General features: G+C 62.8%; 19 protein-coding genes. 6 read left to right on the forward strand and 13 right to left on the reverse strand.

The genetic code is table 11. The features are described 5' to 3' along the window. Nucleotides 1-8: 8 nt before the first annotated feature. Nucleotides 9-5243 (reverse strand): DUF748 domain-containing protein, encoded by a 5235-nt coding sequence (locus tag BUC36_RS07950; RefSeq protein WP_084535711.1) that lies wholly within the window; start codon nt 5241-5243, stop codon nt 9-11. Between the two features lie 263 nt (nt 5244-5506). Here BUC36_RS07950 and selD point away from each other — a divergent pair, with 263 nt between their 5' ends. The 3 genes from selD (at nt 5507) to cobB (ending at nt 10160) form a co-directional block, all read left to right on the forward strand. After that, complete coding sequence (gene selD, locus BUC36_RS07955) at nt 5507-7795, forward strand: selenide, water dikinase SelD (RefSeq protein ID WP_073273430.1); 2289 nt, start codon at nt 5507-5509, stop codon at nt 7793-7795. Between the two features lie 132 nt (nt 7796-7927). Then, a complete protein-coding gene (locus BUC36_RS07960) occupies nt 7928-9235 on the forward strand; it encodes an NAD(P)/FAD-dependent oxidoreductase (RefSeq protein WP_073273432.1) in 1308 nt (435 codons plus the stop codon). A 193-nt stretch (nt 9236-9428) separates the two neighbouring features. Beyond that, nucleotides 9429-10160, forward strand: coding sequence for a Sir2 family NAD+-dependent deacetylase (gene cobB / locus BUC36_RS07965; protein ID WP_073273434.1), 732 nt, complete (start codon nt 9429-9431; stop codon nt 10158-10160). On the opposite strand, the gene BUC36_RS07970 is transcribed toward cobB, so the two are convergent. After that, complete coding sequence (locus tag BUC36_RS07970; RefSeq protein WP_084535713.1) at nt 10157-10702, reverse strand: SixA phosphatase family protein; 546 nt, start codon at nt 10700-10702, stop codon at nt 10157-10159. The two genes, cobB and BUC36_RS07970, sit on opposite strands and share 4 nt — an antisense overlap. A 192-nt stretch (nt 10703-10894) precedes the next feature. Then, the gene (locus BUC36_RS07975; RefSeq protein WP_073273436.1) at nt 10895-11368 is read right to left on the reverse strand and encodes a hypothetical protein; all 474 of its coding nucleotides are present in this window, start codon (nt 11366-11368) and stop codon (nt 10895-10897) included. Between the two features lie 443 nt (nt 11369-11811). Between BUC36_RS07975 and BUC36_RS07980 the strand changes: the two genes are divergently transcribed. Then, nucleotides 11812-12258 (forward strand): CBS domain-containing protein, encoded by a 447-nt coding sequence (locus BUC36_RS07980; RefSeq protein WP_234994924.1) that lies wholly within the window; start codon nt 11812-11814, stop codon nt 12256-12258. A 20-nt stretch (nt 12259-12278) separates the two neighbouring features. Here BUC36_RS07980 and BUC36_RS07985 read toward each other — a convergent pair whose 3' ends face one another. After that, nucleotides 12279-14153 carry an SLC13 family permease gene (locus BUC36_RS07985; RefSeq protein ID WP_073273439.1) on the reverse strand — a complete coding sequence of 625 codons (1875 nt, stop codon included), beginning with the start codon at nt 14151-14153 and terminating at the stop codon, nt 12279-12281. 91 nt (nt 14154-14244) lie between these two features. Here BUC36_RS07985 and mnmH point away from each other — a divergent pair, with 91 nt between their 5' ends. Continuing rightward, a complete protein-coding gene (mnmH, locus tag BUC36_RS07990) occupies nt 14245-15333 on the forward strand; it encodes a tRNA 2-selenouridine(34) synthase MnmH (protein WP_073273441.1) in 1089 nt (362 codons plus the stop codon). Between the two features lie 264 nt (nt 15334-15597). Here the strand turns inward: mnmH and BUC36_RS07995 are convergent, their stop codons facing one another. The 9 genes from BUC36_RS07995 to BUC36_RS08035 all read right to left on the reverse strand — a co-directional run bounded on the left by BUC36_RS07995 (nt 15598) and on the right by BUC36_RS08035 (nt 22419). After that, complete coding sequence (locus tag BUC36_RS07995; protein WP_084535715.1) at nt 15598-16527, reverse strand: SDR family oxidoreductase; 930 nt, start codon at nt 16525-16527, stop codon at nt 15598-15600. Nucleotides 16528-16541: 14 nt separating this feature from the next. Then, nucleotides 16542-16919, reverse strand: coding sequence for a VOC family protein (locus tag BUC36_RS08000; protein WP_073273443.1), 378 nt, complete (start codon nt 16917-16919; stop codon nt 16542-16544). Between the two features lie 57 nt (nt 16920-16976). Beyond that, nucleotides 16977-17345 (reverse strand): DUF2750 domain-containing protein, encoded by a 369-nt coding sequence (locus BUC36_RS08005; protein WP_084535717.1) that lies wholly within the window; start codon nt 17343-17345, stop codon nt 16977-16979. A 120-nt stretch (nt 17346-17465) separates the two neighbouring features. Further along, the gene (rlmD, locus tag BUC36_RS08010) at nt 17466-18857 is read right to left on the reverse strand and encodes a 23S rRNA (uracil(1939)-C(5))-methyltransferase RlmD (protein WP_073273447.1); all 1392 of its coding nucleotides are present in this window, start codon (nt 18855-18857) and stop codon (nt 17466-17468) included. A 165-nt stretch (nt 18858-19022) separates the two neighbouring features. Next, nucleotides 19023-19745, reverse strand: coding sequence for a M48 family metallopeptidase (locus BUC36_RS08015; RefSeq protein WP_234994925.1), 723 nt, complete (start codon nt 19743-19745; stop codon nt 19023-19025). Then, nucleotides 19745-20173, reverse strand: a complete 429-nt coding sequence (locus BUC36_RS08020; protein WP_073273451.1) for a hotdog fold thioesterase — start codon at nt 20171-20173, stop codon at nt 19745-19747. The genes BUC36_RS08015 and BUC36_RS08020 overlap by 1 nt, the downstream gene beginning before the upstream one ends. Before the next feature lie 48 nt (nt 20174-20221). After that, nucleotides 20222-20791, reverse strand: a complete 570-nt coding sequence (locus BUC36_RS08025) for a DUF2799 domain-containing protein (RefSeq protein WP_073273453.1) — start codon at nt 20789-20791, stop codon at nt 20222-20224. A gap of 47 nt (nt 20792-20838) precedes the next feature. Then, a complete protein-coding gene (locus BUC36_RS08030; protein WP_073273455.1) occupies nt 20839-21489 on the reverse strand; it encodes an MBL fold metallo-hydrolase in 651 nt (216 codons plus the stop codon). A 36-nt stretch (nt 21490-21525) separates the two neighbouring features. After that, entirely contained in the window at nt 21526-22419 is an 894-nt protein-coding gene (locus BUC36_RS08035; protein WP_073273457.1) for a hypothetical protein, read from the reverse strand. Nucleotides 22420-22836: 417 nt separating this feature from the next. Here BUC36_RS08035 and malT point away from each other — a divergent pair, with 417 nt between their 5' ends. Further along, nucleotides 22837-25563, forward strand: coding sequence for an HTH-type transcriptional regulator MalT (malT, locus tag BUC36_RS08040; protein WP_073273459.1), 2727 nt, complete (start codon nt 22837-22839; stop codon nt 25561-25563). Nucleotides 25564-25584: the final 21 nt, after the last annotated feature.

The following is a 25584-nucleotide window of genomic DNA, read 5'->3' on the forward strand; positions in this document are numbered from 1 at the left end:
CCTTCGCATTAATTGGAAAATTCCACCCGCGGCTCGTCGAAATCACGACCATTGTAGTCCGGCGCACAGGGGATCAGCTCCGCGGCGGTTATCCCGGCATCAATCAGGAAACGCTCGATCTGGCGACTGCGCTCCAGCGCCAGGTGCTCAAGTTCCTCCAACAGCTCTATCGGCGGATGGCGATAGAATTGCTCCAGCGCGGCGTTGCTGCCACGCAGATCGGGGGTCGAATTCGGGTGGAGCGCATGCCAGTCGCGCGGGTTGGCAATACCGCAGACGCCCGGCCTCGCCTCGGGGTGTTCACGCAGTACCTGCAGCATTTCCTGCAATTGTTGATGCGCGACAGTGCTGAGCTCCGCGCTCCCGGGCTGGAAAATAATGGAGTCAAAGTCGATCGCGCGGAACCGTCGCCAGGCAAACTTGGCCAGGGTGTAAAAGCCGAGTGGCGTGAAATAACTGAACAGGGCCTCCATGATCGCACTCTGCAGCAGGTCGCTGAAAATAAAGCTGAACGAAAACTCCGGGTCGTAGAGGTCGCCGGCTATCGGCATGCTGAAACGGACATTACTGTTACCATCTTCCATTAGCAGCAGGGCAATATTCAGCGGAATCAGCGTGGATTTAACCGGCAGCTGGTCTTCTTCCCGCACGCGGCGCACCCGGATTTTTTCCAGCTTCATTTCCGCAATGGCATCCACCTTGTTTTCGCGCACCCGAATATCGAAGATCGCGTCCAGCTGCCCCTGCAAGATTTTATAGCCGAGCAGCTCAGCCATATATGGCGTGGCCGGAATCAGATTGGCATTGTTGATGTAGCCGGTCAGGTCGGCATTCCACTTGCGCGTATCCAGGTAGTCGATGGTGCCCGCCAACTGTATTTCGCCGAAACCGCCGGGGCGCCCGTTTAGCAGCACCACCATGGGGGGAACGTCCGGCTCGTTGCTGATATTGTGCGCGGTCAGGTAGATGGCCCTGATCGGCAGGTTTGCTCGGTACTGACCCTGGCGGTCCACCCAGGTGAAAGTACCGTGGCGCACATTAAGGTCGTGGACGTGATAGTGAAACTGTCGCTCTGCTGCGATTGCCCTCTCGGCCACCGGCTCGACCCGACCCGGCGGCGCGCCGGTCAGCGCGGCGATCTCTTCCAGGACGGGGTATTCCCCCGCGCGATTGCGCATCAGTATGAGGCGGGGCCGCAGCGCGTCGACGTTGGCGATCTCCAGCCGGCGACCAACCTTGTCGTACCCAAGTTGCTCCACCCGCAGCCCCGCCAGTCGGCCGATCACGGAATGACGATGGTATTCCGGCGCGCCCTCGCGCCGGCCAAAGAATTCGAAGCCCGCCGCCTCCAACCAGTCGAAGCGCAGGTAACTGAGATCACTTAACAGCGCCGCAATTGCGACACTCTCACCCCGCACCAGCTGCTTGCCGTCGCCGGACAGCAATTGAATGTCCTGCAGCTGTAACTGCGTCAATGCCAGATTTTTTTCGCCGGTAATATATTGACCGCTCGTCAGTAGCCTGCCCGTGGAGATACAGTGATTGATGCCGTCGATATAGCCGCGGGGGATGCAGCTGGAAACGCCCTGCAATTCCAACTGCTGCGCCTCAATTTCACCGCCACCGATACGAAGGTGCCGCGCGGCAATAGCTTCCATCTGCAATAACTGGGCGGGCAATGTTCCCGGATAATCGTGCTGACTGAATTCCACGCCGGCGATTTGCAGGCCGTGAAGTAGCGTCGCGCGCCCGACAGGCGTATCGATGCGATCCACGCTTTGCACTTCTACCCGCCCGAGCCGGTAGCAGGGGGCCAAACGCGAGTCGCCCAGCATGCCGGCCGCCAGGCAACCGCTCGCGCCCGACAGGCGGCCGATGGGCACACCGCCATAGGCAAACTGGTCCAGCTGGATACGTTCGAATACCAGCGGCTTGTCCGCCCCTCTGCCCACGCTGAGGTCCACCAGCTCGATCGAACCATTGCTGGAAAAAGGGCTGGTAAGCGCAATTTTCTGCGTGCCGGACAACCGCACTTCGCGCACGCCGTAACAGGAACCGACTTCCCGATCGCTAATATCCTCCAGTAACTCGACCGTCACCCGCGGCGCCGCTCCCGGCGCGCAGCCGCGCAGTTCGCTCATCGACAGATCGGTGACCCACAAGACCGGATCACCATCCCAGATCAGCTTTTTCCAGCTCAGGTGCCGAAAGCCCGCCTGCACGTATTCACCGGCCTCCTGCCAGGTGGCCACGGGCCGGGCCTCCAGCGCACCGAGTTCGACCATTGGCACAGACGGCGTCAGGCCTATGCGGCTGACACCGACAAAATCCAGCTGCCGCGCCGTAATACAGTCGGCGAAGCCGATATCGCGCGCGCTGGCTGGCAACAGGTCGTGCAGGCCACAAAACAGGACTTGCTGAATGTCCAGCCCGTGCAGATCGAGTGTGCTCGGCGACAGAAAAAAACTGTCGATCTGGACACTCTCGATGCTCCACAGCGACGGCGCTGCCGGCGACGCCTTGAAAATCGTTTCGCCCAGGCGCAGGCCGTTTTCACCCACCGTACGCAACTCCTTGGAAAAAACGCAGCGGGGGAGCCCAGCGCGCAGTTCCGCACCTTTGGGCAGACAGGCCTGTACGGAGGCAACGGATAGATTTTCAACCTTTATTCGCGAGGGTTTGCTCTCCCGGCGCGACCAGAGGATTTCCAATTGCGGCGCCAGCAATTCGTGCACATCGGCGACAAGCTGCCCCTCTTCCTCCTGCAACCGGATTCGATCGGCCAGCGTGCCACCCAGATCCGCCGCCAATTGTCGGCTGTCGAAGTTGAGCTGAAATTTCCGCCCCAACCGCAGGTCGTCCAGGTCGGCGCAACGGGTGTCCGACTGCGGCGAAACCCCACCCGGCAGACAACCGTACAGCGATTGCAGGGAGAGGTGCGGCAGCGATAAAAAGACGCCATGCTGCGGCAAATAGCGGATGCGCCCGCTGGGCAGTCGCAGGGCGGACAAATCCAATAGAGTTTGCCCCGGCGGGGTCCTGGCCAGGGCGCGATCGAGCGTCAGCTCCCCGACGGCCATATCCAGCCCGCCCTGCCAGGCGATGACCAGCGGGCTGTGCTGGCGCAGGTTGCGCATGTCAAAGCAGCCTGGCATCTGTTGCGGCTGATCGTAAAACAAACGCGCCCAGGGTGCGGGCAGGCAGCCCTGCAGGCGGCTGAGCGATGCGCTGTGCAGATTCAGGTTGGGGCTGGCGATATTCGCGATAGGCGCTTCTTCCGTGTTCGCCGCACTGCCCGGCTCCTGCTGTCTGCGGCGCTCCGCAGGTAGCAAGCCCTTTTCATCGACGACCTCTTGCGGCGGAGCCGGGCTCGCGACAAGCGGAGGCGCAGTCGACGCCACTGACGCCGTATCTATCCATGGATTTTCGCCGTCAGCGTCGCGGCGCATGTAACCTTCGCCGGTATGCAGCTGTTGCAATAACAGTCCCTTGTCGCTGTCCAGGCGATCTGCCAGCAGCAGTCGTTCGAGTCTCAACTCGCCGAGGATCGCGTAGCCGTCGGCACCGCCGCGCCAGGCAAAGTTACCGCTGCCAACGAGGGTGTTCAGCTCTGCGCAGAGCGATTGCCACTCGCGCGGCAACATGGAATCCGGCAGGCAACCGGACAGGGCCTGCAAACCGAAATCCTGCACCACCAGCGGTGCATCAGAGCTACCCGCGCCCCCCATCAGGTTGATGCGTTGCCAGTGCAGTTTCTGGAGCTGCAACTGGGGCTGATCCTCGCGCCGCAAACGCAACTGGCCCAGCTTCAGCGGGCCACTGGCAAAACCCCAGGGCTGCTTCTGCTCCCGCGAAGGAAAACGCAACTGAAAAGGGTCGCTGGAGTGCAATCCCGCCAGCTGTACACAGTATTCCGGCTGCTGCCACAACTGTCCGGGTGTACAGCCGGTCGCGCTTTCCAACTCCACGCCGTCAACTGCCAGCGTGCGACTCTCACCTGCGTATTTGAGCGGGCCGAGCAGCGCCAGGTGCGCGGTAAGCGGATTGCGATTGGCCCCGTCCAAGTCCAATAACTGCGTTTGCTGCAGGCGGCTCGGGCCGGCGCTCACACTCAGTTTGCCAGTCCAGTCGAACGTCACCGGCTGCGGCAGCTGCAAGGTGCCGGCGCGCACACAGTAGTGGTGCTCGTCGTTGCGCAGCCCGCCCGGACACCAGTCGAAGGCGCTGGCACCGCCACTCGTCCAGCTCAACTGATCCTGTTTGTCGACATAGGCGAAGTCGTTCAGCGCTATGGTTTCAGCGCGCCAGTTCTGCCAGCGGCGATCGCGGTGGCGCAACTTGACACCCTGACCCGTGCCGCGACGCCAGTGCACCTCGGCATCGCTGCCGAATACGAACTGCAGATCCCCCTCCAGTTGCAGGCGGCGCGCGGTACCGCAGTGGCCGACCAGGTGCCGCAGTGGCCGCAGCGCCTCCGCCCAGCGGCGCGGCGGACAGCTGCCAAACTGTTTCACCGCCACCCGCTCGGCAGTGATGCTCGCCGCCGGATGAACGAAGCGCGCCGCTGACAGCTCCAGCTCCACCAGCGCCGAGTTATAGGCGGGTGCATTTTTCTCCCCCACCAACAGGTCGCGCAGGTTGATATCCTCCGCAGCGATATTCAACTGCAGGGGCTCGTCGCCGCTGCGCTGCAGCGTCAGCAAAAAGTCTTGCGCCTGCAGGTCGTCGAAGCGCAGGCAACTGGGCGTCGGCCAGGCGGGCCCATGCCGGTAACACAGCTGGCTGTCATGAATACGCGCCCAGTCGAATATCAGCTGAAAGTCGCGATCCTTGCGCTTGCCTTTGGTGAGATCCCAGCCGAAGACTTCCCATAACCGCCCCTCCTGGCTGTCAATGGACTCCAGGTCCATATAGGCGCCTTCCAGGTAGGCCCGCTGCAGCTGGAAACGGCCGCGTATCAACTGCCACCAGCTGTAGTCGAGCATCAGCTCGCGGGCGTAAAACCCGCGCCCTTCGCTGTTCTGGCCGCGAAAGCCACGGACCACCATACGCAGACGCGGAACGGAAACCTGCAGGTAATCTATTTCCGTCTCGACACCGCGCCGCTCCAGCCACAGTTCGACCCTTGTCGCCACCAGCGCCGAAATGGCGGCAGAGCCAGCGCCGAGCAACAGCATGCCTAGCAACAGCCACCAGAGCAGGCGGCGCAGGGCATCAGTTGGCGTCGAGGGTTTTGGTGGCATGCGTAAAATAGGTGCCGGAAAATGAATTTAGCGAAAGCTGCAATTACAGCTGTGCCAATTAAGTAAAGACCAGGGCATCGTCATTGATTACGCTGCCACCGGGATTCGCGATAAAGCGCCGCCGGGCCGCGCCATTCGTCTTGCGGCCCGGCAAGCTGGCTAGTATTTACTCAAGGGTTAAAATGTACGGCATTACCCGTCATGCAATTTGACGGCCGCGATGATTACACCGCCCAATCGAAATTTTTTGCCAGCGAGTGACCATGCAGGAGTACCCAAATTACCAGGACATCGTTCTGGTCGGCGGCGGCCACGCTCACGCGATAGTGCTGCAGATGTGGGCCATGAATCCGCTGCCGGGCGCGCGCCTGACCCTGGTTTCCCCACAGGTGCAGACCCCCTATTCCGGCATGCTGCCGGGCCTGGTCGCCGGACACTACCGCCTCGATGAAACCCATATCGACCTGGTGCGCCTCTGTCGCGCCGCCGGCGCCCGCTTCGTACAGGCATGCGCCCACCGCATAGATCCAGCGGCGCGCAAGGTTTCTCTGCTCGGACGCCCCGACCTCGAGTACGACGTCGTATCACTCGATGTGGGCGCGACACCGGCACGGGAGCTGCCGGGTTCGGAATTGGCGATACCGATCAAGCCGATCGGCCACTTCTACCGCTATTGGCAGCAACTGCAGAGACGCGTACAGAAAACCCGCGCGCCGGTGAAGCTCGGCGTGGTCGGCGGCGGCGCCGGCGGCTGCGAACTGGCGATGGCCATGGCGCATGCACTGGAAGAGCAGGTCTATTCGGGGCGTGTGCAAATACACTTGGTTCACGCCGGCGCGCAGGTACCGGAAGGCTATCCCTACCTGGCGCGCAGACTGGTGCAGCGGGAACTGCACAAACTCGGTGTCCAGCTGCATGCCAACTGGCCGGTGGCGGCGATCGCCGAACAGGGTCTACGCGGCGAAAATGGCGACACCCTGGAGCTGGACCAGGTGCTGCTGTGCACCAATGCCTGTGCGCCGCCCTGGCTGGCCGGTTCCGGGCTGCCATTGGATGAACAGGGCTTCGTATCCGTGGATGAGCAGCTGCGCGCACAGGGGCACGATAATATTTTCGCCACCGGCGATGTCGCCAGTTTTGCCCATAGCCCCCTGCCAAAAGCCGGGGTCTACGCGGTGCGCCAGGGACCGGTGCTGTATCACAACCTGCGCGCGACGCTGCTCGGCCGCACATTGAAACCCTATCGCCCGCAAAGGGATTTCCTCAGCCTGCTTTCCTGTGGCGACAAACGCGCCGTCGCCGTGCGCAATGGTGCCGCCGCGGTCGGCGGAATGCTGTGGCGCTGGAAGAATCGTATCGATCGCAACTTTATGGATCGCTTCAGTGATCTGCCGGTGGTGATGGACAATGCGCCGCCGCGGCGACCGCGGGAGATCGTCGGCGAACGCGGCGGCGTTTCCCTTTCCGCGATGCGCTGTAATGGCTGCGGCGCCAAGGTCGGCGCGGAAATCCTGCACCGGGCGCTGCAAAAATTGCCGGCACAACAGTCCGGTTTTTTGCTGCGCGGCGCCGGTGACGATGCGGCAGTGATGGAGCTGCCCCAGGGCAAGCTGCTGGTGCAGAGTTCCGACCAGCTGCGCGCGCCCGTCGCCGACCCCTGGCTGTTCGGCCGCCTGGCCGCACTGCACGCCCTCTCCGATCTCTTCGCGATGCATGCGCGCCCGGTCACCGCCCAGGCGCTGGTGACCCTGCCGCTGGCCGCGGCAGACATCACCAGGCGCGACCTGCAGCAGTTGCTCGAGGGTGCGGTCTACGAACTCAACCGCCACCAGTGTGCGCTCTCCGGCGGCCACACCGCCGAAGGTGCGGAGATGCAGCTCGGCCTGACGGTAAACGGCCTCGCCGAGCCGGATCAGCTACTGGAAAAAACCGGTGCCCGCACCGGCGACTGCCTGATCCTGAGCAAGCCCCTCGGCACCGGCACCATTTTCGCCGCCGAAGGTTTGGGCAAGGCGCAGGGGCGCTGGGTGCAGAAGGCACTGGAAACCATGCTGCAGAGCAATGCCGCGGCGGCGGACATATTTGCGCAGCACGGCGCCCGCGCCCTGACCGACATCACCGGCTTTGGCCTGCTCGGCCACCTGCTGGAAATGCTCGAAGGCAGCGGCGCACTCGGCGCAGCGCTGATCGCCGAGCGCCTGCCATTGATTAGCGGCGCGGCCCCGTGTGCGGAACAGGGCTGGCTCTCCAGCCTGCAGCCACAGAACAGCGCCGCTTATGCCTACGTCGAAAATCCGCAGGAGTGGCAGCAGTTGCCGCACTGGCACCTGCTCGCCGACCCGCAGACCTGCGGCGGCCTGCTGGCAGCAGTGCCGGCCGAACAGGCGGAGCAATGCCTGCTGGCACTGCGCCAGGCCGGCTGCAACCACGCGTCCATTATCGGCGCAGTCACCCGCACCGATCGCCCGCAGGCCCCGGTACGATTGCTGCGCAAAGCGGATTGGCGCCAGCTGATCGCACACGAGACAGAGACGGTGCAGGGACAAATTTGAATTGCCAAATCCAACTCATCGGGGGATACTGCCGCCATACAAAAAAACACCGGAATAACAAGTTACCGGTGTAACAAAACATGGTCTTCACAGATTGGGGAATCGGCTTTTTAAGCTAAGGAAGACCGTAGTATGAAGAAAATCGTAATCGTTGGCGGCGGTGCCGGCGGCCTGCAACTGGCCACCAGGCTCGGACACTATTTCAGTTTCACACCACTGCTGAAACGCCGTCGCAACTCCCCCGCCGCACAGATCACCCTGATCGACAAAAACCGCACCCATATCTGGAAGCCCCTGTTGCACCAGGTCGCCACTGGCGCGCTGGATTCCGGCCTGGACGCACTCAATTACCAGGTGCATGCGCGCGCCAACGGATTCAATTTCCAGCTGGGCAGCCTGCAGAAACTCGATCGCGGTCGCCGCGTCATCGAGCTGGCACCGGTGGCCGATAGCGAAGGCCGACAACTGGTGCCAGCCCGGGAGATTGAATACGACTTATTGGTGCTGTGTATCGGCAGCCAGAGCAATGACTTTCGCACCCCCGGTGTGCGCGAACACTGCGCATTCCTCGACAGTACCGAGCAGGCACAGAGATTCCACCGCCTGCTGCTGGACCGCTTCCTGCAGCTGGAAACCGATATCGCGGAAAAGGTTCAGGTCGCCATCGTCGGCGGCGGCGCCACCGGTGTGGAGCTGTCGGCGGAACTGGTGGATGCCAGCCGGCAGATGGGCAACTACGGCCGCATCAGGCGCGACTCTCTGGAGATCACGTTGATCGAGGCCGGTCCGCACCTGCTGCCGGCACTGCCGCCGCGCCTGGGCAACAATGCGGAGCGCGAACTAACCAGGCTGGGCGTGCGCGTGTTGACCGGTTGCGCCGTTGCCGAGGCGACCGCCGATGGCCTGGTCACCAACGACGGCGAGGAAATCCCCGCGGCGATCCGCGTCTGGGCCGCGGGCGTGAAGGCGCCGGACTTCCTGCAACAGCTCGACGGCCTCGCCACCAACAGACAAAACCAGGTTGAAGTAAAAACAGATCTGCAATCCACCACCGACCCCCATGTCTTTGCCATCGGGGACTGCGCGGGCTGCATCGACCTGGCCGAACAGCGAGTGCCGCCGCGCGCCCAGGCGGCGCAGCAGATGGCGACAGTGGCCGAACACAACCTGATTGCCCTGGTCGAGGGCAGGCCGCTGCGGGAATTCCGCTATCGCGATCGCGGTTCCCTGGTGTCGCTCAGTAAGCACACCGCGGTCGGCAACCTGATGGGCGCACTGGTCAAGGGCAGCCTCACGATTGAGGGCCGCATCGCCGGGCTGGCCTATCGTTCCCTGTACCGGATGCACCTGGCCGCGGTACACGGCTGGGCCAGGGCGATGCTGATTTATCTCGTCGGCCAGGCCAACCGCTTCGTTAAGCCACGCCTTAAAATGCATTGATCGGACAAGCGGGCGCCCGTGGGCGCCCGACTTACTAAGAAGGTGGAAGGGAAGAATACCCCTACCCGGGACCGTATGAGGCATGGATGCCGATTACGAGCGTACAGGGATGTATTTAAGGGGGGCGCCCAGCCCGTGTCTCGGGAGAGGGGTATTCTTTCCTTCCGACCCGGTAATAAGCTGCGCAGAAAAAATGAAATACCAGAGTATCGTTGTGCTCACCGGCGCCGGCATCTCCGCCGAGTCCGGTATCCGCACCTTTCGCGGCGCCGACGGCCTGTGGGAAAACCATCGGCTGGAAGATGTCGCCACTCCGGAAGCCTTTATCCGCGACCCGCAACTGGTGCAGCGCTTCTACAACGAACGCCGCCGACAACTGCTTTCGCCGGATATAGCGCCGAACGCGGCACACCGGGCGCTGGCACAGCTGGAGCAAAATTTTCCCGGTGACTTCCTGTTGGTTACGCAGAATATCGACGACCTGCACGAGCGCGCCGGCAGCCGCAATCTGATTCATATGCACGGGGAATTACTGAAAGCCCGCTGCGTTATCAGCGGCGAACTGTTTCCCATCCGCTCCGACCTCGGCACGGAAGCAGTATGCGACTGCTGCCAACGCGGCGGCACACTGCGCCCGCACGTGGTCTGGTTCGGGGAGATGCCACTGGAGATGGATCGTATCTACCACACACTCGGCGAGTGCGACCTGTTTATCAGTGTCGGCACCTCGGGCAATGTGTACCCCGCCGCGGGGTTCGTCGAGTGCGCCAATATGGCCGGCGCGCATAGCGTGGAACTGAACCTGGAGCGCAGCAGTGTCGGCGATGCGTTTGCTGAACACCACCACGGTCCGGCGTCCGAGGTGGTGACGGCATTCGTGCGCGCGTTACTGCAAGATACTGGCAGCGTGACTCGGGACGATTAGTCCTGCGGGCGACGCCCGCTCGAACCGAAACGCTGCAGTAATGTCGTTACCCTGTCGCCATCGCGAATCAGGATATACAGCCGGTCGTACTCCGACGCCTCATCGATTGGCGCGCCACCGTCACCGCCGAGTAATTCGACCAGTTGCGGCGTGGTATTGCTGTGGCCGACCACCAGAATGCGGCCACCCAGTTGCTGCAGCTGCTGCGCAAACGCCGGCAACGCCCGCGGGTCGTAGGGCTGCATGTTGAGTCCCAATTTTTTCGCCAGCGGCTCACCGGTCTGGCGCGTGCGCCGATAGTCAGAGGTGTAAATGTGGTCTATGCCTATATCACCCAGCACGTAGGCGAGGTGCTGCGCGCGCGCATCGCCAGTATCCGTCAGCGGCGGATCCTTGTCTTCGACACCAGCATCCACGCGTTTTTCCGCGTGACGCACCAGATAGATGACCTGCTGCTGTGATCCTGCGCGCCCCTCCTGCGTTGCCGCCCAGGCAGAACCGGCGATCAATAAAAATAAGATACCGAATATGCGCAATCTCATCGCTCGAAACTCCCCCGCCGCGAAAAATATTATTGTTACCGCTAAATAAGCGACAGAATACCGCGATCTGACGATGACTGCAGGGAATAGCTGCGCAAACAGGGAAACTATAAAAAGACGGGGAGATAGTGTGGGCGGGATTCCCGGCACCGCCAGAGGCGATGCCGGACAGAAGCTACAACCGGGCAGGGATCAGATCTTCCACTCTTTCACTATTTCCAGGCCGTGCTCTTCCACCCACTGGTTCAGCTGCTTCGGATTGCGCTTCTTCTTTTCCACGGTGCCACCGGTGTAGGGATTGCGGTAGTGACCGACCTCCAGTTTCGGTTCACTGGAACCGTTCGCACTGACGCGGCGGGCGCGGCGCGGTGCCTCACTGCCTTTCTTCAGTGTGCGAGCGACACGGGCTTTCAGGGTCTGGACATAGTCCGGCGCGTCTTCATCATTCAGCTGGCTCACCAGCCACTCGACGATCTGTTCTCCGCGGGCGACATAAAGTTCGCGCTCATCCATCTGATATTCGGCGGCCAGGTTCACGAGGGCTTTATCAAAGGCGATTACACCTTCTTTTTTGCGCTCGGCACGGGCCATCTGCTCCTGCAGCTCTTCGATCCGGGCCTGGTGCTCGGCGATCTGCTGTTCGATTTGTTCGTATTCCTGAAACATTCAATAAACCTCAACGGCGGTTATTTATAAACACAGAAATATCACTGTGACGATATAGACACAGAATTAATTTCCGGACTGCGCAATATCAGTATTTGTTAAATAACACTATCAACCAAAGGGACTCGGTTTAATAATGCTACCTTCGATATATTGGCGGTTTGGCCGATATTTCACCGTAAACATCCGCATAACGCCGGATTAAACACGGCATATATACGGCAGTCGCTGAAAATAAGATTAGCCGAAAATGGCAACCCGCCAGCGGTATGCGGGGCGCTCTATATATCCATCGGCTGAGGCGGCGAATAATAAGCCTTCACCGACAAATATCAACTGCTAATTGGCTATAGTGTACCGGGGCCCGGTGCTAACCGATCCGATAACAGTTGGCCTGGCACCGAATGACTATTCTGAGATGCTAAAGACCAGGGTTAAGTTCCATGTCCAAACCCCGCGATTTCCACCATATGCCGACTCTGGCGGCGGTGATGACACCGTTCCCCTACCATATCGATATCGATGCCACCGTGGAGGCAGCCCTGGCACTGATGGAAGAACACAAGGTGCACCACCTGCCGGTTACCCGCGATGGCGACCTGGAAACCGTGATTTCCCGCAACGATATCGAGCGGGCCAATGCGCCGGGACACCGCCTGGAGGAACAGCAGCTCTATGTGCACGACCTCTGTGCCCGCCGCCCCTATATCGCCGATATCCACGACCCGCTGGACCGCATACTGCAGGCCATGGCGGATACCGGTATCGGCTCCGTGCTGGTAATGCGCGAGGGGGAGCTGGCTGGCATAGTCACGGTCACCGATGCACTGCGCTTTTGCGGTAAATATCTGGCAGCACTGGCCCAGCCGGTCGACGACTCCGTCGCGTAAGACCAGTCAGCCACTTTCAGTCACAGCGGCCATACCCATAACAAGGTTGGTATGCCGACCAACACCACCAGTATTTCCAGCGGCAGCCCCATACGCCAGTAGTCACCGAATTCGAAACCACCGGGACCCAGGATCAGGGTGTTGTTCTGGTGGCCGACCGGCGTCAAAAAGGCGCAGGAGGCGCCGATGGCCACGGCCATCAGAAAGCTGTCCGGGTTGACCTCCAGCTGTCCGGCGACGCTCACCGCGATTGAGCACATCACCGCCGCCGTAGCGGCGTTGTTCATAAAATCCGACAGCGTCATGGTGATAATCAGTATCAGCGCCAGTGCCACCACTGCGCTGCCCTGGGCCAGGTTGTCGAGCATCCCCTGCGCGATCAGGTCTGCGGCGCCGGTATTTTCCATGACTTCGGCCACGGAAATCAGCGTGCCCAGCAACACGATTACCGAGCCGTCGATCGACTCGTACATACCTCGCAGAGGCACCACTTTCAGCACCATAAAGGCCAGGGCACAGGCGGCAAAGGAAATGGCCGCGGGCAGCAGGCCGAATGCCGCACCACTGACCGCCAGCGCCATCGCCACCAGCGCGATCGCCGCCTTCTCCTTATTCGGAATACTGATGTCGCGCTGGGCCAGTGGCACACAGCCCTGCTCGCGGGCAAAGTTATTCAGGTTGTCATCGCTCCCCATCATCAACAGTGCATCGCCGGCGAGCAGCGGTGTGGAGCGCAGGCGGCGCACCGAGCGGCGCCCCTGCCGGGACAGTGCCAGCAGGTTGATCTGGTAACGCGCCGGCAGACGCAGGAACTGCGCGGTGCGACCGACCAGAGCCGAATCCGGCATTACCACCAGTTCACGCAGCTGTATGTCGGATCTGTCGCCGGCAGCTTTGTCTTTCTCTTTTTCCTTGCCTGCACGGGCTTCCTTTTCTTTTTTTTCACCACCGGCTTTGCCTTTCGCCTCAGCCTTAGCCTTGCTCTCGCCCTCTTTTTCCTCCTTGCTCGGCTCGCCGGCCAGCCGCAGCCCCAGATTGGAGATGGCGGAGGAAAGGGCTTCCGGTTCGGCCTCGATCACGAGAATGTCGCCGGCGTTGACCCGGTGCCAGGGCGTGGCCGGGGATACGCGGGCATCGTTGTGCACTACGCCGACCACCTGCGCGTCCTCGCTCTCGAGCATCTGCGCAATTTCGCGCAGGCTCTTACCGGCGGCGGCACTCTTTTCCTGGATCAGGGCCTCCGTCAGATAGGAGCCGGTATCGAAGCTGGCCGCACCCGCCTGGGTGCGCGCGGGGACCAAGCGCCAACCGAGCAGCGCCACGAACAGCACGCCCAGCAGTGCCACCACCACGCCCACCGGGGTGAAATCAAACATGCCGAAGGTGCCGGCGCCGGTGCTGGCGCGGAAACCGGACACGATCAGGTTCGGCGGCGTGCCGATCAGGGTGGTCATGCCGCCGAGAATCGTGCCGAAAGATAATGGCATCAGTACCTTTCCCGGCGGCAGCTGGTGCTTGTCCGCCACATCCGCGGCCACCGGCATCAGCAACGCAAGGGCGCCGACATTGTTCATAAAGCCGGACATCAGCGCGCCCAGGCCGGTCAGTGAGAATATGGCCAGCGCCGTGTTGCCGCTCCTGGGGACCACCCGCTGCGCCAGCGCATCCATGGCGCCGGTATTCTGCAGCCCGCGACTCAGGATCAGTACACAGGCCACCGTCACCACTGCCGGATGGCCGAAACCGTTAAAGGCATTCGCCGGATCGATCAACCCGGTAAAGACGCAGGCGAGCAGCGCTGCCAACGCCACCATGTCGTGCCGCCAGGGCCCCCAGATAAACAGCACCACGGTGACGGCGAGAATAATCAGGATGGTCAGCTGGTCGACAGTCATAAATAGGTGATTCCCCGGGAGACGCGGCGCTACGGAATCATCCAATGCCGCCTATTCAGGTTACACTGCGCAAAATTTGGGGAGACAGGATTTGCGCCAGAACACCGCAGACTACCGCTATCTATTTCTGAACGATGTTCCGCTAATGGACGCGCGCGCGCCGGTCGAGTTTGCCCGTGGCGCCTTCCCGCAGGCGGAAAACCTGCCGCTGCTGGACGACCGCCAGCGCGAGCTGGTGGGCACCGAGTACAAGCGCTCCGGCCAGCAGGCCGCCATCGACCTGGGCTGGCGTCTCGCCACCCCCGAAGTGCGGGCCGAGCGGCTGGCGGGCTGGAGCGACTTCGTGCGCCGGCACCCGGACGGCTACCTCTACTGTTTCCGCGGTGGCCTGCGCTCGCGCACCACACAGCAGCTGTTGCGCGCCGAGGGTATCGACTTTCCGCTGGTAGAGGGCGGTTACAAGGCGATGCGCAATTTCCTGCTCGACGAGCTGGATAAGCAGTGCGCCCGGCTGCCACTGATCGTTATTGCCGGCCACACCGGTTGCGGCAAAACCGAACTGGTCCAGCAAGCCGCGCGCGCGGTGGATCTCGAGGCCATCGCCCGCCATCGCGGCTCCAGTTTCGGTCGCACCGGCCGGGAACAGCCGGCGCAGATCGATTTCGAAAATCGCGTCAGTATCGACCTGCTCAAGCTGGCGCAGGCCGCCGGCACGGTATTCATAGAGGACGAGAGCCGCCTGATCGGCCGCTGTGCGGTACCGCCGGTCCTGCAGCAGGCTATGCAGGGTGCCCCGCGGGTACTGGTGGAAGAGTCAGTAGAGGCGCGGGCGGAGCGCATAGTGCGTGACTATGTCAACGCGGCGTTGCCGCGCTTTGCCGGCAGTGAGCGCGGTCCGGCGGAAGCCCTCGGCGAGGAGCTGCGCAATAACCTGGGTAAGATCCAGAAGCGTCTCGGCGGGCTGCGCTACCGGCAGCTGGATGAGCAATTGCAGCACGCCAACCGCGAGCTGGCAGCAAGCGGCAGTGCCGACGCCTATATCCCGCTGGTGATGGCACTGCTGGGGGAATACTACGACGGTACTTACGATTACCTGATGGAAAAACGCGAGGGAGAGATAGTGTTTCGCGGCAGTTTCGCCGAGGTGGCGGACTGGCTGGCGAGTAAAAACCCGCGCTAGGGCCTGTTGACACTAAATTCGATGGCCGCGACGGAGGCCGTTTTTTCGCAAGGCAAGGCGCAGTGAGCGCTGTGTGGTCATTCCACATAAGCGAACTGCAACGCAGTATTGCGGAAAAACGGGCCCGTCCCTTCGGGTTCCGTCCCAAAACGGGCCATGCCGCGTTGCTCGTCACTCATTTAGCCCGCTAAACCACGCTCCTCGCGCCTTGCCTGGCTCGTTTTGGGACGGCAACGCGGCTATCGAATTTAGTGTCAACAGGCCCTACCCTTTGTGCGGTATGCGCCGCAACTGAAAGCGCCGCGAAATGATCCAGTCGCGCATCCGGCGCGGCAGCCAGCGCGCCATCCACGGCAGCAGGCGGCTCTTGTTACCGATGCGCACGATCGCCGGCGGCCGCTTGCGCAACAGCTCTTTCACCAACCTGCGCGCCATGGTGCTGGACAGTGTCGCATTCTGCTGCGACTCCTGCGCGCGTGCGCGCACGGCATCCTCCTGGCGCTTGTACCAGGAGTCCGGGGCCAGCAGGCCGCGCAGTGACACCTGGGCGTGGCGACCGAACTCCGACGCAATGGCCCCGGGTTGTACCGTCATCACGCGAATACCGAAGGGTTTCAGCTCCAGGCGCAATACTTCAGACAGGGTGTGCAGTGCCGCCTTGGACGCACAATAGGCTCCGGAGAAAGGCGTCGGCATAACTCCGGAGACCGAACCGATATTACACACGATACCGCGGCGCTCGGATCGCATCAGCGGCGCGCAGGCACGGATCAGCGCCAGTGGCGCGAACACATTGGTGCGAAACTGTTCCTCCAGGGCGCGGGTATCCAGCTCCATCAACGGCCCCATCTGGCCGTAGCCGGCGTTGTTGATCAGGATATCCAGGCGGCCGTAGGCCGTCTTCAGGGCGTGCACCACGCGGTTGATATCCGCCTGTGAATTGACGTCCAGCGCCTCGGTGGCGATACCCAGGTCCGCCAGTTCCTGCAGGCTTTCCGGACGCCGCGCGGTGGCGATGACGATGGTGCCGCGGCGGTGCAGCGCCAGCGCCAGCTCGCGGCCAATGCCGCTGGAGCAGCCGGTAATCAGCGCCACCCGGTCCGGCACCACATAGCCGCGACCGATCTGCGCCAGGCTCTCGGCGGCGAATGTCTGGTCGGAGGGGCGGAACTTCGACGCCGGCGGTTTGCTCACGGGAACTGCTCCGGTTACTGATCCTGCGACTGAAAACCCGGGTTTTCGATCAGGCCAAAAATATTGCCGTAAGGGTCGAGGAAGCTGGCCATCAGTATGCCCTCCCCCACGTCCACGATTTCACTGTGCTGGCGCGCGCCCATGGCGCTGAGGCGCTCCACCTGGGCGGCCAGGTCGTCCACACCCCAGTAAGCGATAACGCCGTCGGCGCGGCTGGTGACACTGCGCGCATCCGGGTTCAGGCCCAGCTCGTAGCCGCCGACGTTGAAGCCCACGTAACATTCGGAATCGAAATAGGGCTCCTGCTCCAGCAGTTGCGTATACCAGGCCTTGGCTTCGGCAATATTGGTGACACCGTAGATGACCGTCCGCACACCGCGAAGCTGTCCCATCCTGAGACTCCCGTCGTTAGTGTTTTTATCCCGTCGACAACAGCCGCTGGCGCCTGCTTACTGCAGTTCCTGCTCCAATTGCTCGAGCAGGTCCAGCGGCTCCAGTTCGATACCCTCGAGCTCGGCGTTCCAGTTGATTCCCACCAACAGTACATCGTCGTGCATGCCGGTGAGCCAATCGTCCATAAATTCTTCCAGGTCGATGGCCACGACCTTGTAATCGCCCCAGTCACCGTCGGCGTGGATTTCGGCAAATTCGCGCTGGGACCAGAAAGGCATGACCTCGGTCTGCGGATACTTTTCGGATTCGCACAGGGCGAATCCCTCCTCCCCCTCCAGCGCCCAGACGCAACCCTGCTCGGTGGCTTCCGGCAGAAAGCGCCCGCAGTTGTCCTCGAAATCGTCACTCAGGGGTTCGACTTGCATATCTTCCACGCCTCACAGGTTTAAGGCAGTTTACGCCAGATTGTCTGGCGCACCAACGACGGGGCGCCAACCTTGGATACCGCGGTGCTTCGCCGAAAAAATTCCAACTGCCGGGCGCCATCATTTGACTCGTTCAAACAGCGCCATGGATTCAACGTGCGCAGTGTGCGGGAACATATCCATCACTCCGACTTTGCTCAGCCGATAGCCGAGCGTCGCCAGTTCGCCTGCGTCGCGCGCCAGGGTGGCGGGATTGCAGGAGACATAGACGATACGTTGCGCACCGAACCGCGCCAGCTCGCGCACCACTTCCAGTGCGCCACTGCGGGGCGGGTCGAGCAGAATCTTGTCAAAACCGCCCGCGGCCCAACTGTGCGCGCCGACATCCCGGGTCAGGTCGGCAGCGTGAAACTGGACGTTGTGCAGCCCATTCAACGCCGCGTTGTCGGCACCGCGACTGGTGAGGGCGCCCTCGCCTTCCACCCCCACCACCTCGCCAGCACGGCGAGCCAGTGGCAGCGTGAAGTTGCCGAGCCCGCAGAAAAGGTCCAGCACCCGCTCGTGCGGCTGCGGATCGAGCAGTGCCACCGCACGGCTGACCATCTGCCGGTTGATCTCGAAGTTGACCTGCACGAAATCCAGCGGGTGGAAGCGCAGCGTCAGCTCGAATTCCGGCAGTTCGTAACTCAGTAATTCCTCGCCATCGCCGGGCCAGATTCTGTGCGCAGTGGCCGCGTCGCCGGGCTGCAGGTACAGGTGAATACCGGTGTCGGCGGCAAACGCCAGCCAGCGCGACCGGTCTGTATCAGTTATCGGTTTCAGGTGACGCAGTACGATTGCCGCGGCGTCGTCGCCGACCGCCACTTCCAGCTGAGCGAAGTGCGCGCGGCCGTCGCTGTCGGCGACCAGCTGTTTAAGACGCGGGATCTGCACGGCAATGGCCGGATGGAGCACATGGCACTCGTCAATATCGGTCAGATCGTTGGAGCGCTTCTCGCGGAACCCGAAGACCAGCTTCTTTCCCGCGCCTTTGCTGTGGCGGCGGGCACTGACCAGGCGGATACCGATACGCCCCTTGCGCCGGTAGCCGAAGGGATCGCCGACCAGCGGCGAGAGTATCTCCGGCCCCTGCTCCGATAATTCGATATCGCCGAAGCGGGCCAGCTGATCCAGCAGGATTTGCTGTTTTTCCTGAATCTGCGCACTCGGCTCCAGGTGCTGCACCGCGCAGCCACCGCACAGCTTCACATGGGGGCAACGCGGCTGGCAGCGCTGTGGTGACGGCTGTAGCACCTCCAGCACTTCACCTTCGTCAAACCGCGAGCGCCGCGCGCTGTAGCGGAATTTCACCGTCTCACCGGGCAGGGCGTTGTCGATAAATACCGTCTTGCGAGCGACGCGCGCGATACCGCGCATATCGTGGCTGAACTTTTCCACCCGCGCCTCGCCCGCTGCGGGTAGCGGCTTCTGCGATGGTTTTTTCGGAGTAAAGAAACGGGGCTTCTTGGCCATAAATTTTTACAAATAAGAAAACGGAATAGTCGTAGGGTGCGCCATGTGTAGTTGGTAGGATGGGCAAAGCGCAGCGTGCCCATCAGCGCTCCGAGTGATGGGCACGTCGCTACGCGCCTTTACCCATCCTACATACTGGGCCCATCCTACATACTGGCTCCCACATCAGAGCGTGAGGCGGTGACCGTTGTCCCGCAGCCAGCGGCGCAGTTCCCGATAGCGCGGACATACGCTCTCCACCAGCTGCCAGAATGCGCGACTGTGGTTGTGGTGCTGCAAGTGCGAAACTTCGTGCGCGACCAGGTAATCCACCACCGGCTCCGGCGCCAGGCACACGAGCCAGTTGTACTGCAGCTCGCCGCGAATACTGCAGTGCCCCCATTTGCTCTTGGTGCGGCGCACCCGCACCGAGGAAAACTTCAGTCCCAGCTGCTGTGCCAACCGTGCGGATTTGCCGCTCAGCAGATCCAGCGCCTCGCGCTGGTACAGGCGCTGCAGCGCAGTCTGCAGCTGCTCTTCATCCGGATCGCGGTAACGGGTATAGAGTGAGATGACTTCGCCGATTCCCGCGTCCGCCGGCCGCGCCGCGCGCACCAGCGGCAGCGGGCGCCCCAGCCACGGAAAACTCTCGCCGAATGCATAGCGGTATTCCGGCACCTGTGCCGCGCGCTGGTCGACCCGCAACAGTTGCGCGCGCACCCACTGGATATTCTCCTGCAGGAACTGGTGCCCGTGCCGCGCCGCGCAGCGCGCGGGAATCCGCACCTCGACACCGGACTCCGCCAGCACCAGGCCGAGCCGCTTGCGCCGGTGCGAGCGCACCAGCCGGTAGGGAATATCCTCGTAGACGAACGCCTGCGGCTCCATTGAGGTCTGCGCTTCGCTCATCAGCGGCCGTGCGCTACCACCGCCATGGTGATGCGGGAGATGCAGTTGAGCTTGCCGTGGGAATCGGTAATGCGGATTTCCCACACCTGGCTGCTGCGGCCGACATGCACCGGCCTGGCGGTGCCCGTCACTTTACCCTCTCCCACCGGGCGCAGGTGGTTGGCATTGATCTCCTGGCCGACGCAGTAGAATTTTTCCGTATCGACCACCAGGTTGGCGCCGACGGAACCGAGCGTTTCCGCCAGCACCACGCTGGCGCCGCCGTGCAGTATGCCGAACGGCTGGCGCGTGCGGTGATCCACCGGCAGCGTACCCACCAGGTAGTCGTCACCGATCTCGGTAATTTCCAGACCGATGTAGCCGGGCATACAGTCGGCCGTACCTTGATTCAGGTCTTCGAGTGTGGGATTGCCGTGCCAAATTGCCATTGCGTTACTTCCTGGTTGGGTAATATGCGTGATTTGGAGCTGCGCGGATCAGTAGAAGAAATCGAAACCGAACACGCCGTAGCGATGCAGCTGCATGTCCAGCAACTGCAGTTCACGCGCGAGCGAATTGCGATGGAATCGCAGTGTGCGGATGGTTTCCTCGTCGTTGGCGCCGGCCAGCGCGGCGCGCACCGTGTAGAGTTCGCGCTCGAGGTAATCGCGGCGGTCCACCAGGCGGCGGTACTCCTGCTCCACCCGATAGTCCGCCAGGCCGCGCCGGTACTCGGTCATAAACAGGTCGGCGGTGGGGCCACTGCAGACACCCTCGTAACTGTTGCCGCGGCGCCCCTGGTAATAGCCGTTCTTCGGTGTGCAGAACTGCTCCACGCCCTCCTCGTGGCCGCGCAGCCATTCCTCGCTGTCTACCCGCGCACCGTACTCCTGGCACTTCTGCGCAATCTCGTAGATGAGTGACTGGCCGCGCCCGCGGGCGCCGTCCTGTATACCGCGCTCGTACCAGAGCCCCGCCTGGCACTCCTCCTCGGAAACCACCGCGCAACCCGCCAGCAGTAGCGGCAGGGCGAGCAGTAATGTGCGCAGTCTGTTGACGGTTCCCATGGCGAAATTCTCGCAGTAGCCGTTGCTAATTCCGCACCTCGGCTGAATCAGCCAAAGCGCTTGTCAGCGACGAAGGGGTTGGTCTGCCGCTCCTGGCCGAAGGTGGACATGGGGCCGTGACCGGGAATAAAACGCACATCGTCGCCGAGCGGCCACAGTCTTTCGGTAATGGAGCGGATCAAGGTGTCGTGATCCCCCTTGGGGAAATCGGTGCGGCCGATGGAGCCGGCGAAGAGTACATCACCCACCAGCGCCAGCTTGCCCGGGCGGTGGAAGAAGATCACATGGCCCGGCGTGTGCCCCGGGCAGTGGTGCACCTCCAGCTCCTCGTCGCCGACGGTCACGGTATCCCCCTGCTGCAGCCAGCGGTCCGGCGTAAAGGCCTCCACCGGTGGGAATCCGAACATCTGCGTCTGCATCGGCAGCTGCTCGATCCAGAAGTTGTCGTCTTCGTGGGGCCCCTCCACCGGCAGTTGCAGCTGTTTCGACAGCGCCGCGGTACCGCCGACATGGTCCAGGTGGCCGTGGGTCAGCAGGATCTTTTCCAGCTGCAGGCCGCGCTCCTCGACGGCGGCCAGGATCTTGTCCAGGTCGCCACCGGGATCCACGACCGCGGCGCGCTTGCTGGCTTCATCCCAGAGCAGGGTGCAGTTCTGCTGGAAGGGCGTGACCGGGACCGTGTGAAATTGCAGCGACATAGGAAAAACCCACTACTTCGGAAAATGAACGCGGGATTATACCGTGGCCGCGGCGGGAGTTCGCGCACCGACAACCGGCCGGCGGGCCACGCCCTTCTTCAGTAGTTCGCGCAGGTCCTCGAGCAATTGCTCGTGCACCATCTCATTGCGCCAGTAGCCATCGTGGGCCACCAGCTGCGGCCCCCAGTTGGACGCGCTCCAGTCCGACAGCGGGCGTGTCTCGTAGTCGCGGTAAACCGCCTGGTTGTAGGAGGCGCTGAGCGGCTTCAGCGGCCAGCCGAACAGGTCGTCCGGGTGGTAGAAGTTTTTCCAGCTGAACTTGTAGCCGCGGGTATCGGAGGTCACCGCCTGAATCTGATCCCGCGGCATGCCCGCGCACCAGAGCGGATTGGTGGCGCCGAGGGTATACCAGTGGCTGAGGGTCTTGAAACGCAGGAACAGGTCGCGCCCGGAGCCCTTGTGGACACCGCGGGGACCGCCATCGCGCCACACGCCGTGATTGGTCGTGGGGCGCTGCGCATCCCAGATAAAGTTGGACAGGTTTACACACCCCACCGAGTGGGAAATAAGAACGACCGGTGCGTTGACGGATGTGGCCGCGGCGGCCTTTTCCAGGGTGGCGTAGATCGCCTGCTGGGTCTTTTCGTAGTTGCCGCCGCGCTGCTGGATGTCGCCCATCTGTGCGGCGCTCTCGGCCATCCCGTACAGCATGAATTTGCGCGCGCGCAGGAAATCCATATCGCGCTTCTGCATCCCCTCGAACACCCGCTCGATATTGGTCTGCATGTGTCCCTGGCACTGGATGGTGTCGCAGTGCAGTCGCGACCAGTCGCTGCCCAGGCCTGCACGCAGCGCCGCAAACAGCGGTTCTGCAAAACTTTCGTCCGCCGCCCCCATGCCCGGTGCCGCAAGGATCACTATATCTGCCATGTTCGCCCCTGTTTTTTGTTCTAGCTACGGCGCTCAAGAGAATTTTCGCGCCATCATTATTATGAAATGGGCACCGCTGATCAGAGGGAAATTACCATTTGGTACCGCCTCTGGCAAAGAAGAGTACCCATCTCCCCCCTATCGCCGGGGGATGTCACAACCCTGTCGCGATGCCACCCTCATAGTGCATAATCACGTCTGTACAAATATCAACCAGAACCCGCAGTGCTCATAAACGTCCGTAGCGAGGCGGATTCAGAGTGCGTCATGGCTGGTTTCCGCGACAGAAGGAGTGCGCAGGCGTACTAGCCGTACGTCGAGCGCTCCGACCGAGCGAAAACCAGCCAGGGCGTGCTATGGAGCCGCCGCAGTAGGAGGTTTGCGAGCAGTGCGGGTAAAAGACGACCGCATTCAGCGATGCTACTGACTTCCAAATACAGCCTGCCGGACTGCCCCGAACACACGCTGGCGCGCCCACGCCTGCTGTCGCTCCTGAACGACAGCCACAGCGACCAGTTGCTGTTGGTCACGGCACCGGCCGGCTACGGCAAGACCACGCTGGTCTCCTCCTGGGCCGCGGCCCAGGACAACCCGGTGGCCTGGTACTCGCTGGATGCCAGCGACAACGAACCCACCCAGTTCTGCCGCTACCTGGTCGAGAGCGTGCACCGCGCCACCGGCAACGGCGTGCCCGAGACCCACAGAGAGACGCACAAGCTGCTCGCCGCCCAGCAGCGCCCCGATCCGGCCCAGGTCATCAGCCAGCTGCTGGCCGAGCTGCGCGGCCTGCCCAGCGAACTGCGCATCGTGCTGGACGACTACCACCAGATCGACAACGAAGCGGTGCACGATGCCACCCGCTTCCTGCTGCGCCACGCCCCGGCCGGTATCGGTGTAGTCCTCACCAGCCGCAGCCAGCCGCCGCTGGGCCTGGCGTCGCTGCGCGTGCAGGGGCGCCTGCTGGAGTTGGGCAGCGACGAACTGGCACTGAACACTGAAGAAATAGCCCAGCTTCTGCAGCAGCGCCTGCCTTTTTCTCTCGACAGCGACCGCGCGGAACAGTTGCACCAGCTCAGTGAGGGCTGGCCGCCGGCGGTACAGCTGTTCGCCCTGTCGGTGCGCGACCGCGAGGAAGTGGACCGCTACCTGGGAGAACTGGAACAGGGCCACAGCCACATCCTAGATTATCTGGCGGAGGAAGTGCTGGAGCGACTGGAGCCGCAGCTGCGCGAGCTGCTGGCCTGCACCTCCATCCTGACCCGCGTCAACGCCCAGCTGGCGGAGCGGCTGAGCGGCCTCGATGGCGGCCAACAACTGCTGGAACAGGCCGCACGGCGCGGGCTCTTCCTGCAGGCGCAGGATTCCAGCCGCCAGTGGTTCCGCTACCACCCGGTTTTCGCCCGCTTCCTGCAGCGCCAGCTCACCGACCACTCGCGCCTGCTGGAGCTACACCGCCTCGCCTGCGACACCTGGCAGCAACTGGACCAGCCGCTGGAGGCACTGCGCCACGCGCTGGCGGCGGAGGACCGCGAACGCTTGCGCCAGTTGCTGAGCGAGCAGGGCGAACAGCTACTGCGCGAGGGCCAGACGCGGGTGCTCAACGACTGTCTCGACTGGCTCGGCGCCAACGAGCTGCAACGCAACGCCCGCTTCACCCTGCTCGCCGCCAAGATGGCGCGGGACAACTTCGAATACGACCGCTGCGAGAAAAACCTGGTTGCCGCCGAGAGCTGGCTGCAACGCGAAGACCCGCAGCAGTGGCGTAAGTACGAGGGCGCCTTCGCCACCATGCGCGCCCAGGCCGCCGTGGCCCGCGGCCAGACGCTGCAGGCCAAGGAGTACGCCGAGGAGGCGCTGGGCCTGCTGCGCGACGACCAGCCGGGCGAGCGCACCACCGCACTACTGGTCACCGGTGAGACCAGTTTCTGCCTGGGCGAACTGGAACAGGCCATCACCTATATGCAGGAGGTCGAGGCCCTAGCGGTGGCCGAGCACGATTACCCCAGCGCCGCCTGGGCCATCTGCCAGCAGACTGAAATTGCCATCGCCCAGGGGCTGCTGAAGAAGGCGGCGACACTGCAGGAGCGCGCCAAGCAGCTAGTGCAGAAGCACCAGCTGACCGGCCTGCCGATCTATGAGTTCATCTGCCGTCTCGGCGGCCAGCTGCAGTGGGAACAGGGCCATTTGGATGAGGCGGCCCAATCGGCCCGCCGCGGCATGCAGATCAACCGCAAGGTGGGTGAGCGCTGGTTGCTGCCGGAATACACGCTGCTGCTGAAAGTGGCCCAGGCCCGCGGTGAGAAAGAGGAATCCCTGGAATGGCTGGCACGCATCGACCGTCTGCTGGCCGGCGAACGCTACCACCGCGACTGGGTCGCCAACGCCGACGCGGCGCGCATGCGCGCCTGGCGCGCGCTGGACAACCAGCAGGCCATCGCCACCTGGCTGGAACAGGCGGCGCCGGTGGCGGATCGACCCAGCAATCACTTCGAGCAGTGCCACGGGCGCAACCACGTGCGCGCGCTGATCGAGCTGCACCGCTGGTCCGACGCCAACCGCCTGCTCAGCCGCCTGCAGCAGGTGGCGCGGGACTGCGGCCTGGTGACCGACTGCCTGCGCAACCTGGTCCTGGAGGCCCACCTGCTGTGGCTGCGCGAGCAGCGCGACGGTGCCATCAACGCCATCCGCGAGGCCCTGAGCATCGCCATAGAGCGTGACTTCAGCGCCAGCTTCCTGCAGATCGGCAAGCCGCTGATCGTGATCCTGAAAGCGGCCCTGGAGGATGGCCTCAGTGACGCGGAGGCCGATAAGGCCCAGGAGCTGATCCGCCTGACCCAGCAGCAGCCTGAGCTGGACGGCGGCATCCGCATCGAACTGGACGAGACCATCATCCGCGAGATTCTCGACAGCGACGCGGTGCCGGATTTCCTGCGCCACTCACCGCTGACGCCGCGGGAGTGGCAGGTGCTGAACGCGATCCACTCGGGGCTCTCCAATGAGCGCATCGCCCGCCATTTCAAGGTGGCACCGAGTACCATCAAGACCCATATCCGCAGCCTGTACCAGAAGCTGGACGTGAAGGACCGCCAGGAGGCCATCGCGCTGGCGGAGCAGATGCTGCGCTCGGTGCAGGACCAGCCCTAGCCGCTCCGCCGCCGAGGTTTC

Source organism: Microbulbifer donghaiensis, assembly GCF_900129095.1.
Classification (GTDB): Bacteria; Pseudomonadota; Gammaproteobacteria; order Pseudomonadales; family Cellvibrionaceae; genus Microbulbifer; species Microbulbifer donghaiensis.

Bases quoted from the DNA above. Each gene is read 5' to 3' on its own strand.
- BUC36_RS07950 (WP_084535711.1), bottom strand. From the start codon at position 5,243: ATGCCACCAAAACCCTCGACGCCAACTGATGCCCTGCGCCGCCTGCTC.
- selD (WP_073273430.1), top strand. From the start codon at position 5,507: ATGCAGGAGTACCCAAATTACCAGGACATCGTTCTGGTCGGCGGCGGC.
- BUC36_RS07960 (WP_073273432.1), top strand. From the start codon at position 7,928: ATGAAGAAAATCGTAATCGTTGGCGGCGGTGCCGGCGGCCTGCAACTG.
- cobB (WP_073273434.1), top strand. From the start codon at position 9,429: ATGAAATACCAGAGTATCGTTGTGCTCACCGGCGCCGGCATCTCCGCC.
- BUC36_RS07970 (WP_084535713.1), bottom strand. From the start codon at position 10,702: ATGAGATTGCGCATATTCGGTATCTTATTTTTATTGATCGCCGGTTCT.
- BUC36_RS07975 (WP_073273436.1), bottom strand. From the start codon at position 11,368: ATGTTTCAGGAATACGAACAAATCGAACAGCAGATCGCCGAGCACCAG.
- BUC36_RS07980 (WP_234994924.1), top strand. From the start codon at position 11,812: ATGTCCAAACCCCGCGATTTCCACCATATGCCGACTCTGGCGGCGGTG.
- BUC36_RS07985 (WP_073273439.1), bottom strand. From the start codon at position 14,153: ATGACTGTCGACCAGCTGACCATCCTGATTATTCTCGCCGTCACCGTG.
- BUC36_RS08000 (WP_073273443.1), bottom strand. From the start codon at position 16,919: ATGGGACAGCTTCGCGGTGTGCGGACGGTCATCTACGGTGTCACCAAT.
- BUC36_RS08005 (WP_084535717.1), bottom strand. From the start codon at position 17,345: ATGCAAGTCGAACCCCTGAGTGACGATTTCGAGGACAACTGCGGGCGC.
- rlmD (WP_073273447.1), bottom strand. From the start codon at position 18,857: ATGGCCAAGAAGCCCCGTTTCTTTACTCCGAAAAAACCATCGCAGAAG.
- BUC36_RS08015 (WP_234994925.1), bottom strand. From the start codon at position 19,745: ATGAGCGAAGCGCAGACCTCAATGGAGCCGCAGGCGTTCGTCTACGAG.
- BUC36_RS08020 (WP_073273451.1), bottom strand. From the start codon at position 20,173: ATGGCAATTTGGCACGGCAATCCCACACTCGAAGACCTGAATCAAGGT.
- BUC36_RS08025 (WP_073273453.1), bottom strand. From the start codon at position 20,791: ATGGGAACCGTCAACAGACTGCGCACATTACTGCTCGCCCTGCCGCTA.
- BUC36_RS08030 (WP_073273455.1), bottom strand. From the start codon at position 21,489: ATGTCGCTGCAATTTCACACGGTCCCGGTCACGCCCTTCCAGCAGAAC.
- BUC36_RS08035 (WP_073273457.1), bottom strand. From the start codon at position 22,419: ATGGCAGATATAGTGATCCTTGCGGCACCGGGCATGGGGGCGGCGGAC.
- malT (WP_073273459.1), top strand. From the start codon at position 22,837: ATGCTACTGACTTCCAAATACAGCCTGCCGGACTGCCCCGAACACACG.